This window comes from Mariniflexile gromovii, assembly GCF_017814435.1.
In the GTDB taxonomy this organism is placed as follows: domain Bacteria; phylum Bacteroidota; class Bacteroidia; order Flavobacteriales; family Flavobacteriaceae; genus Mariniflexile; species Mariniflexile gromovii.
The window spans coordinates 22,985-33,763 of sequence record NZ_JAGJCB010000030.1; the positions used below are offsets into that span (position 1 = coordinate 22,985).

The following is a 10,779-nucleotide window of genomic DNA, read 5'->3' on the forward strand; positions in this document are numbered from 1 at the left end:
TTACAGAGTGACTGATTTAATAGCTTAAGAAAAGGGTGTTCAGAAATGAACGCCCTTTTTGATTTAATTAATTCAATAAAAATTAAATTAAAATATTACATTTGGCTAAACCAACCATTCTTAAATAAAAGTGTTTAAACCATATCACTATGAAAGTTTTTGAATGTCCTAATTGTAAATCACCTGTTTTTTTTGAAAACACCGTTTGCCAATATTGTAATACATCCATAGGGTATAATCACTATTTGGATGTCTTTGATATTCCCAATAACAATCAAGATAACTTTCATAAGTTGTGTTCTAATTTTGATTTGGGCGTGTGTAATTGGTTAGTAGATAATAATAAAAATACCGAATTTTGTTTAGCGTGCAGTTTAAATCGTACGGTTCCAAATCAGTCTAATACAGACCATTTTGATAAGTGGACAAAGTTAGAAATTGCCAAACACCGTTTAATTTATCAGTTGTTAAAGCTTAAGTTACCCATCAAATCTAAACTTGTAGATGAGGAAGGTGTGGCTTTTGATTTTTTATCGGAAAATAATGATGAAAATAAACTTACAGGGCATGCAAATGGGGTGGTTACCATCATTCTTTCAGAAGCAGATTCTGTACACCGCGAGCAATTACGAACGCAAATGAATGAAGCCTACCGAACACTTTTAGGACATTTTAGGCACGAAATTGGGCATTATTATTGGGAACTTTTGTTTGATGATTCCAACATAGAATCATATAGAAATATATTTGGTGATGAACGTGAAGATTATGGAGAAGCTTTAAAAAACCATTACAATAATGGGGCTCCTAGCCATTGGAACCAAAATTTCATTAGCAAGTATGCCAGTTCACATTCTTGGGAAGATTGGGCAGAAACCTGGTCTCATTATTTGCACTTAATGGATACTTTAGAAACGGCCCATTGTTTTGGAATAACGTTTAACCCAAATACCGAATATGTAAAAAAACTGGTGACAAACACCTGTCCAAACCCTTACAAAACAGAGAATTTCAAAGATATTTTTGATGCCAGTATAGCCTTAACATGTGCGGTTAATAGTTTGAACAGATCTATGGGACTACCAGATATTTATCCATTTATGGTGCCTAACAAAGTGCTGCAGAAGCTAACATTTATCCATAATTTGTTAAAAAAACAGAATATAAAGTAGTTAGTAAAGAAACGGATTTCTAGATCATATTATTATTCTTACCAACAATTTCTAATTGAACTTTAAAAGGCTATCTTTGTTTTTAATAAAACGAAATTCATCAATGTCTTTTAAAAAACTTATAGAACCTCTCAAAGATAATTTACAACAAAACGGTATTACACAGCCCAATCCACTGCAAACAGCCATCCTTTCAAAAATAAAAGGCGGTAAAAGCATGTTTGTAATGGCGCCAAAAAATGCCGGAAAAACTACAAGCATTGTAATAAGTGTAATAAACAAATTGAAGGAAGCTTTTGAAGATGCCCCTCGTGCTTTAATTTTTGTAAAAGATAAAGAAGAAGCATTAAAACTTGAAGAAATTTTCAATACTTATAAAAGAGGGACCGATTTGCGTGTGTATTGTGCTTATGAAGAACATAATATGGAGTTACAGCGTGAAGAACTTTACTTAGGGACCGATATCGTTATAGCAACTCCAAAACGCCTGAATAGAATTTTTTATTTAAACGGAATTAACTTGAACAAATTACAAATGTGTATTGTTGAAGATGCCGAATTTTTATTTAGAAACAATAATTTTGCTGAGGTAACCAGAACGCCCGAAAGCATCGGTAAATGTCAATATCTTGTGTTTTCAGAAAAATTTGATGCCCGTTTTGAGCGTTGGCAAGACTCCTTTATGTATCTATCTGAAACAGTACAATTTTCTAAATAGCTAATAATCTTTTACTTAATTGCCCCAATTCTATAAATTTTAAACTAAAAGATAAATTAGCTTTTTTTGTATAATTTCAATAAATTAATAAAAACTTTCAAAAGTATATTTTTTGTTTAAGTCTCTCAAATACAAGGCTATTATTAAGGGGTTTGTTTTTATATGCTTTTTAGTATGTAAAACAGTTGCATATTCACAAAATAGTGGGAATGGCAACTATATTCGTTTTATAGATTCTGCCGATAATTATATTGATGATTACCCTGATAAAGCACATATCTTTTTAGATTCCATTCCAAAGCCCACTGAAAGAACCATTAAAGGCCGTCTTGCCGATTATTATGCGATAAAAGCGTTAATACATGATGGAAGAAATGAGTATGCACGGTTATACCAAAGTTATATTCTGGCTCTTAAATATGCCGATAAAGAAAAAAATTATAAAGTAGGTGGCGAAGCTAGTTTAGAACTTTTTGCAAACCTGCATTTTGCTAAAAAAGACTCTTTAGCATTTAAGTATCTAAAAAAAGCAAAAGAATATTTCCTGCTAGACAAAAATACCAATGGTTTAATAGAGGTAGAGCAAATGTATGCTTACATAGAATTTTCAAATAGAAATTATGAGAAGTGTAATGAATTAATTCACAAGTACCTTGATACATATAAATCTATTGAAGATGATGCTTACCTGTATATGTTTGCCACCTATATGTTAACATTAAACTATATGGACTTGAACCAATTGGATGAAGCGTATACCTACTTAAAAGAGTTTGAAGGTTTAAAAAACAATCCAACAATTGTAAGGTATAATTATGCATCATTTAATGTAGGTCTCGACGTAAATTTTGCTGAGTTTTATTTTAAAAATAAAAAAACGGATTCTGTATCATTTTATTTAAATAAGTCAACAAAGCTTAGAAACTATATGAGTGATGATTTGGTAAGGCGGTATTTTAACCTTAAAACCGATTTTTACAAATCGCTTGGAGATATTGATAATGCTAAAACATATTTAGATTCGTTAGCGGTTTTTGAACGGAAAATGTATAAAAATAACGTGGAAGCAAGTTTTCAACTAAGCAATACATTATTGCAAACCGAAAGCGAATTAAAAAAGGAAAGTGATAAAAAGTTTTGGAACGGTGCATTGGCTGTATTGTTATTCTGTATATTATTCTTTTTAAGTATTTTGTTTTTTGTTCATTATAGAAAACATAAATTTAAATTGAATGATACCATTAATAAAGTGAATAATCTATCCTATTTAAAATCGAATAATGAAAAACTTACGGGTAAGTTATTAGGTTTGGAAGAATACATTACTAACTTAAAGAAAGAAGTTAAAAGCATCTCAACTTTAAGTGAAGTTTCAATTCAAAAAGAGAAAATAAAAGATTTGTATAAAAACCTACTACACAATTCATCTACGTTGTTAGATAAAAGTGAAAACCATCTGGAATTGGTTAATGAACTTAATGTAGAATTTTTTAGCAGAATACAATCTAGGTATCCACAGTTAAATGACTCTGAGGTTATTACATGTTATTATTTGTATATGGACTTTAAAAATAAAGAGATAGCCTTGTTTTTAGGTATATCTGTTAGAGCCTTAGAAAGTAAGAGGTATAGGATTAGTAAAAAAATTAATCTGAACACCAAAGAAACATCTTTGGTAGAACATCTTAAAGAAACATTTAAAGAAATTACAATAGCTTAAAATTCTAAATGAGCTAAGTTAAATTATAGCTTTAATCATACAAAAGCACTCGTTTTTTGCACATGCGTAGTAAATGCGTAGTTAATTTTAGTGCCATATAATATCTAATAACAATATTTGCACTGCTATTAATTAGTTATAACTGAATTTATCAGTAACCCTTTGCTTTTGTTTTCTAAGTGGTTGGAATTTGGTTAAATTATTAAGTTTTATAAGGTACTTATATTTAACCTGAACAAAAGTTGTTATTGACAAAGAAGTTGTTTTAGGGATTTTTTTAAAAAGGGGTCTTTCCGGAGACTCCTTTTTATTTTACTTTCTTTTAAAATATATGTAACTTGCCTTAAACAAAAAGCAAACCATTAAACTAGCCCAAGCTGCTATTGGAAACCCTCACTAACCATAACCACTTATCTGATGAAGATTTAGTTAAGCTCATTGTAATTAACAATGATACTTTACTGTTTGAAGTCTTATACGATAGATTTTCCAGATTGGTTTTTAATAAATGTTATGGTTTTGCCAAAGATGAAGAAGAGGCTAAAGATTTAACCCAAGATGTGTTTTTAAAACTCTTTGTTAAATTGGCGAGTTTTAAAGGCACTTCTAAATTTTCCACATGGCTCTATGCATTTACATATAACCATTGTGTAAATTATGTAACCAGAAACACCGCTAAAAAAATAGAAAAACAATCGGTAGATTATACCGACATAGAAAACATTTCCGATATTGAGAACGAAAGTGATTTTCTAACCATGAAAGTAGATAAATTACAGGCAGCATTAGAACTCATTTCACCAGATGAAAAGATGATTTTATTACTGAAATATCAAGACTTTTTGTCTATAAAAGATATTGAAAGTGTTTTAGGTATTGGTGAAAGTGCTGTTAAAATGAGGATTAAGCGTGCTAAAGACAAGCTTATAACCGTGTATAATGAAAACTTTAGTTAATGGAAAACCCGTTTAAACATATAAACCAGCCACTTAAAGAAGTTCCACCAGAACTTAAGGCCAAGGTAATGAACGATATTGCCATGGCTAAGTTGCTTATGGATTTAGCAGCGTTATTCTCCTATAATATTGGAAACGTTATAGAAACAGTTATAAACAATAGAAAAAAGCAATAAAATAAATAAACCTTAATAATAGCAAATTATGGAAAAAGCAGCAAGATGGAAAGAGATTGCCATGGAATCTTTAACCAAAGTATGGTTTGAAATATCCAGCATATTCCCTAATATTATTGGCACATTGGTCATTTTAATATTTGGTTGGTTTTTTACAAAATTGGTCATTCGTATTATTAAAAAAGTATTGGTATTGGCTAAGGTACACAAGATAGACGATGCTATAAACCAGATAGAAATTGTTGAAGGTAAAAAACTGAATTTCAATACCGTAAAAGTGGTTTCTCTTTTTGTGAAAATGCTTATTTATATCATGCTGCTTATCATGGCTTCCGATATTTTAGGACTGCAAATCATATCGCAAGAAATAAGCAACTTTTTAGGCTACCTGCCAAAGCTATTTAGTGCATTAATCATTTTTATGGGAGGCTTGCTATTAGCCAACATGATAAAAAATGGCATCAAATCTTTTTTTGAATCTATAGAACTGTCGGGTGCAAAACTCATCAGTCAATTGGTGTTTATTATTTTTTTAATATTCATTTCTATCACCGCATTAGATCAGGCAGGTGTAGATACCGAAATAATAAGCAATAACGTTTCATTCATTATAGGCGGTTTTATATTAACTGTTGTATTGGCAGTTGGTATTGGTGCCCAAAAAGTAGTGGGCGATTTACTAAAAACATTTTATGTACGTAAAACTTATGAAGTTGGGCAAAAAATAGAGTTTAATAATATAAAAGGCGAAGTAGTATCTATAGATGGAATTTCAGTAACCTTAAAAACAGAAAAAGGGAAACTTATTGTACCAATTAAAGATATTGTAGAAAGTCAGGTGCATATTGAAGATTCGCTTTAGATTTATAGTTCCGTAATTAAAAATAACAAGTATTAAATCTCTTTTTATGTTTATGAAAAGGGATTTTTTTATGAATTATAAACGAAATGAATAAACCCCAAATAAAAAAAGGTTAAAGAATATACAAACTACAAATTTGCTATAAATAATATTTCACAATACAAGCCAATAGCATGTGTGCCTTCAAAACACAGGTTATATATAGAAAAAGGGAAATACCAGCAAAACAACGAAACCCTAAGTTGAATTACCAAACCGTGACGCATATTGACACAATTTGACACAATTTGAGACGATTTGAGACGATTTGACACAATTTGACACACATTGAGACACCACCCCAAAAAACTAGGGGTTTTGTTCCAGTTTTGTTCGGGTTTTGTTCGTCTACGGTTCGGGTGTATTTTTTTTAAATAGGGCTTTAACTGAACAAAGGGCGCAGGAGGGTGCATGGAAACAAAACTTTATGGCTTTGTGAAAAATATGCTTTGATATATTGTAAAACATTTCTAAATTGCCACGTACTATAATTTTTACCTTAAAAATGGAAGCTAAAAAATATAAAAAGCAACAAAACTTTCCTCATAGCCAACCAAAATGGCGGTATAAAAGGATAAAAGTTCAGTGTATAAACAAGTTGTGAGCCAATACGAGAAAAATACAGAGAAACCAATAAAATGCTAGACCAATCATTCTCATATGAAAATTTCAGAATACTCCTTGATGTTGAGAATAGGAAAGGTCGTTATCTCGAAGATAAAGTATTTTTCGATTCAGACATTTTTCAAAAATCAAGAGAGGTTTCTGATTCAATAATTTTAAAAAATAAAGAAATAAGAGAGGAGGCTTACAAATTAAAATCTATATCAAAAATTGAAGATAGGGATTACACAAAACTTGATAAGTTAAATTCAGAAAAAGACGAACTTAAAAAAACTAGAGAAAAAGAACTCGAAAACATTTTAATAAAAATAGCAGAAAAAACAGATGTTGAAGATTATGAGTTAAAAATCAAAAAAGGACAAATAAAGTGGGGCAGTCAATTATATGAGATTGAATATAATCCTGAAAATTATTTTGTTACTAAGCAGTTACAAAGAAATATTTACAAAACATTTAAAGTTAAGCAAGCTAACAGAAAGGTAATCGTTGACCAATTAAGATTATTACTTAATGACAGCTTCCCTAAGGTAATCATCAGAACGGACATTAAAAAATTCTACGAGTCTATTCCACACAAGGAACTTTTAGCCAAAATTGAAGAAAATAGTCTACTTAGCTATCCTTCAAAGAAAATGATAAAACGAGTTTTAAACCAATATTGGAATATATTATTAGCAGACGGGTTAAAAACAAATAATGACGAACGTGTAGGAATACCTAGAGGCATCGGCTTTAGTGCTTATTTAGCTGAATTATATTTAAGAAGTTTTGATAAAAAAGTTAAATCATTAAATACCGTAACTTATTACTGTAGATATGTAGATGATATAGTAATTATAATAACTCCTAACCATAGGAGTGAAACTAAGGCTATTGCTACTTATCAAAATGAAGTTAAAAGAATATTATTAAGTTCCACTAGATTAAAAATTAACACAAGCAAAACAAAGATAATTGACCTTACACCGAATAATCAAGACAGAAAAAAATCTATCAAATACGAATTAACATATTTAGGTTATAAATTTATTATACCATATAGCAAAAAAGATAAATCAATTACCAAGGATGATATTCAAATCTTTATGTCTGATGAGAAATTTGAAAGATATAAGAAAAAAATTGACAATTCATTTTCAGACTATTATGGTTCAATTACAAAATATTCTGCAAGGAAAAATTCAACTGAAAGAATGCTATTAAAACGAATCAAGTTTTTAACTAATAATCATCAACTCCTTAGAAGAAAAAGTAATGTTTTTATTGGTATTTATTTTTCTAATGAGTTTCTAAGTACACCTTATTCTGATTTAAAAAAACTCGATAAATACTTAAAAGGCAAAATAACAGCCTTACCGTCTTCAACAAATAGTCAACTTATAGATAAGCTCAAAAAAATGTCTTTTGAAAGTGGTTTTAGGACAAAAAGCTTAGTAAGATTTAATACAAAGTCTTACAAAAACGGAAAAATGATTCAAATCTGGAAAAACTTATAGGAAATGAAAAAGAAAATTCCAATATCATATTCCAAAGAACGAGTTGTTTTATCTGATGTTTTACCATATGAAACTCCAGTAACTTTTTCAAATAGGTATTTTTATAAATATTTAATAAATAGTCAAAAATTTTACACCAAACTCTACCAATTAAAAGGCAAAGAGAAAGCAGATTATAAATTAAAATGTGGTAAGGCTTATCACGAAATAGAATCAATTCTTTTTGGTGTTGAGGAGAGGACTAAACCATTTAGATTTAATATCACACATAAAAAAAATGACTTTAGAGAATTATGCGTAATTCATCCTGTAAATCAACGTAAGATGGTAGACTTTTATGAAAAATATAAAAACATAATAGTCTATTACTCCTCGTTAAGTCCTTTTTCAATTAGAAAGCCATCCAAGGTAGCTAATTTTACATTTTACAATGATGTACTTCATAAAAGAAATGAAGATAAAGACCTGCAACACTCTCAAATTGAACAGGATGACAGTGAGTATGAAAACTTAAAATCATTTTTCAGTTACAGAAAATACAGTAACATCCATAAATTTTATGAATCATATCAATTTCATAGAAGTGAAAAAAAGTATAACAAATTACTAAAAATAGATATCACAAAATGTTTCGATAGCATTTACACTCACACTCTTCCTTGGGCATTAACTAACAAAAGAATTGTTAAATCAAATATTAATTCATTAGAATCTACATTTGGTGGTGAGTTTGACTGCTTAATGCAAGACCTAAATGCAAATGAAACAAATGGGATTATTATTGGTCCTGAATTTTCAAGAATATTTGCTGAATTAATTTTACAACAAATAGATGTTAATATCTACGAAAAGCTAAAATCAATAGATTCAAAAGTAAACAATTTAATACATAAGGTCGATTACGAGATTTTTAGATATGTTGATGACTACTTCATCTTTTACAATGAAGAATCACAGATTGATAAAATAACAGAAGCATTTAAGTTATCATTGAAAGAGTACAGAATGTACTTGAATGATAAAAAGTCATTACTATATTCCAAGCCAATAATTACTGAAATAAGTATTGCTAAACAGAAAATAAATGACCTTTTTAATAGTCATTTAGTTTTAAAAGAAAAAGAAATAATAGTAGAAGAGAGTGAGCAATCAAATTCAATACTATATTTCAGTTCTAATAATGTAATAACTCGATTTAAATCAATTATTAAAGAATCTGAAGTAGAATATAAGGACATAATGAATTACACATTAGCTGTCCTAGATAATAAGACTAAAAAATTAATCAAAAAGTATAAAAATTTTGAAGATGAAAGCACCATTAAAACTCAAAAAGAATTTGAAAAAGGATTTTTAGAAATTCTTGATGTAACATTCTTTTTATACTCTGTCTCACCTAGAGTTAATTCAACAATTAAAGTTTGTCTAATAATTGACAGTATTAATAGTTTTTTGAAAAAAAATAAAACAAATCAATATAAAGAACCTTTCACTTCTAATAATAAACATAACATTTTCAAAAAAATATCTGATGAAATAAATTTAATTCTTCATAAAAATAAAAGCAAAAAAGAAACTCAGATTGAGACGCTTTATCTCTTAATTGCATTAAGCCAATTAGGAAGAGAATATAGATTAAATATAAATGTTTTATGCTCGTACTTTAATGCAACAATTAGAAAAAATAATTCTGTACGTTTTAATAGTGAATTAAACTATTTTTCAATAACAGTTTTGCTCTTTTATATTAAAGACGTTAAAGCTTACGCTCCAATTTTGGAAGAGTTGAAAAATGTTATTCTAAAAAAATTTAAAACAGGTAAAATATATGGCTGGAAAGATGATGCAGAATTGGTCTTACTTTTTTTTGACATATTGACTTGCCCATATCTAAATAACGAAGTCAGGTCACATCTTAAATGGAAAGTTAAAGATGCTAAGACAAGAGGTTCAAAAAGTTTAAAAAGCTATATTAAAGAGTTAAAGGATGAAAAATATAAGTACAAAAAAGAATTATTATCTTTAGTTGATATAAAAGACAATCAAATTACATTAATTGAGCAAGAAAAATTCTGGTTTACAAAATGGACAGAGTTTGATTTTGGATTAGAACTCCAAGCTAAAAGAAGCCAAGAAGTGTATTAAAGCATACCGTAACTGACAGCTAGCAATAGCAACACACACAAACGGTGTAAGTAAACTCTATAGTTGAGTTCTTACTAAAAAGTAGTCTGAGTCAGGGGCTACTTTTAATTAAATTAATAAATCAAAATAAAGGAGACCGTTGTAAAACATTTGAGAAATGAGACGATTAATGTTAATATTGATAGTTGTTTTGGGGAGTCAAACAACTATTTCCCAAAACATAACCGAATCAGACAGTTTGCAAATTGTGACCAAAATCGATGATTGGAATAGAGGTTGGAAAGTAAAAGATGCGGAATTAGCCTGTAAATGGTATTCAGAAAATGCGGATTTTACTAATGCATTTGGGATTAATCAAATTGGACAATCAGAAATACAAAAATATCTGACCAAAGTGTTTGAATTTGACTTTGTAATGGCTGGAATTTCTGAACAAACCACACTAAAACTCAAAAGAATAACCGACAAAGCCATATTAGTAATTTCAATAGTCGAACGGAAAGGACAGAAAACAGCTGAAAACAAAAATTTGGGAACTCGAAAAACTTCTCATTATAGATTATTTGAAAAAACTGACCAATGGAGAATTACAGCACACCTTATTTCGGATGCAAGAAGCATTGAGACAGAAAAACACTAAAAACGTTTTTACAACAATGTATAAAAATAATTGCTACTTTTAGCTTAACCAAAGTTAGTTACTCATTTGCTTGCTTCTGATTTTCCTTCGGAAAATCCTCGCCCATAATGAACTGCCCCCAAAAAGTTAGACACTATTTGAGGGTATTTTTATGGAAAGAAAAGTCAAGTACAATTACGATTTTAAACTTCGTTGCGTAAAGGAAGTGTTGAAAAATCATCAAACAGTAGA

General features: G+C 29.3%; 9 protein-coding genes. All 9 read left to right on the top strand.

Going from position 1 to position 10,779, the window contains the following annotated elements; all coding sequences use genetic code 11:
• Positions 1–149: 149 nt before the first annotated feature.
• On the top strand, positions 150–1,172 hold the full coding sequence (locus tag J8H85_RS18170; RefSeq protein WP_209657042.1) for a zinc-binding metallopeptidase family protein: 1,023 nt from the start codon (positions 150–152) through the stop codon (positions 1,170–1,172).
• Between the two features lie 103 nt (positions 1,173–1,275).
• Positions 1,276–1,890, top strand: a complete 615-nt coding sequence (locus tag J8H85_RS18175; RefSeq protein ID WP_209657044.1) for a DEAD/DEAH box helicase — start codon at positions 1,276–1,278, stop codon at positions 1,888–1,890.
• A 112-nt stretch (positions 1,891–2,002) separates the two neighbouring features.
• On the top strand, positions 2,003–3,610 hold the full coding sequence (locus J8H85_RS18180; protein WP_209657046.1) for a hypothetical protein: 1,608 nt from the start codon (positions 2,003–2,005) through the stop codon (positions 3,608–3,610).
• A 383-nt stretch (positions 3,611–3,993) separates the two neighbouring features.
• Positions 3,994–4,566 (top strand): RNA polymerase sigma factor, encoded by a 573-nt coding sequence (locus J8H85_RS18185; protein ID WP_209657047.1) that lies wholly within the window; start codon positions 3,994–3,996, stop codon positions 4,564–4,566.
• Positions 4,566–4,742 carry a hypothetical protein gene (locus J8H85_RS18190; RefSeq protein ID WP_209657048.1) on the top strand — a complete coding sequence of 59 codons (177 nt, stop codon included), beginning with the start codon at positions 4,566–4,568 and terminating at the stop codon, positions 4,740–4,742. Before J8H85_RS18185 ends, J8H85_RS18190 begins: the two co-directional genes overlap by 1 nt.
• A gap of 28 nt (positions 4,743–4,770) precedes the next feature.
• Positions 4,771–5,604: a mechanosensitive ion channel family protein gene (locus J8H85_RS18195; RefSeq protein WP_209657049.1), complete on the top strand. Its 834-nt coding sequence runs from the start codon at positions 4,771–4,773 to the stop codon at positions 5,602–5,604.
• Between the two features lie 677 nt (positions 5,605–6,281).
• Positions 6,282–7,763 (top strand): antiviral reverse transcriptase Drt3a, encoded by a 1,482-nt coding sequence (drt3a, locus tag J8H85_RS18200; protein ID WP_209657050.1) that lies wholly within the window; start codon positions 6,282–6,284, stop codon positions 7,761–7,763.
• A gap of 3 nt (positions 7,764–7,766) precedes the next feature.
• Positions 7,767–9,908, top strand: coding sequence for an antiviral reverse transcriptase Drt3b (gene drt3b, locus J8H85_RS18205; protein WP_209657051.1), 2,142 nt, complete (start codon positions 7,767–7,769; stop codon positions 9,906–9,908).
• Between the two features lie 157 nt (positions 9,909–10,065).
• On the top strand, positions 10,066–10,548 hold the full coding sequence (locus J8H85_RS18210; RefSeq protein ID WP_209657052.1) for a nuclear transport factor 2 family protein: 483 nt from the start codon (positions 10,066–10,068) through the stop codon (positions 10,546–10,548).
• The last annotated feature ends 231 nt before the right edge of the window (positions 10,549–10,779 follow it).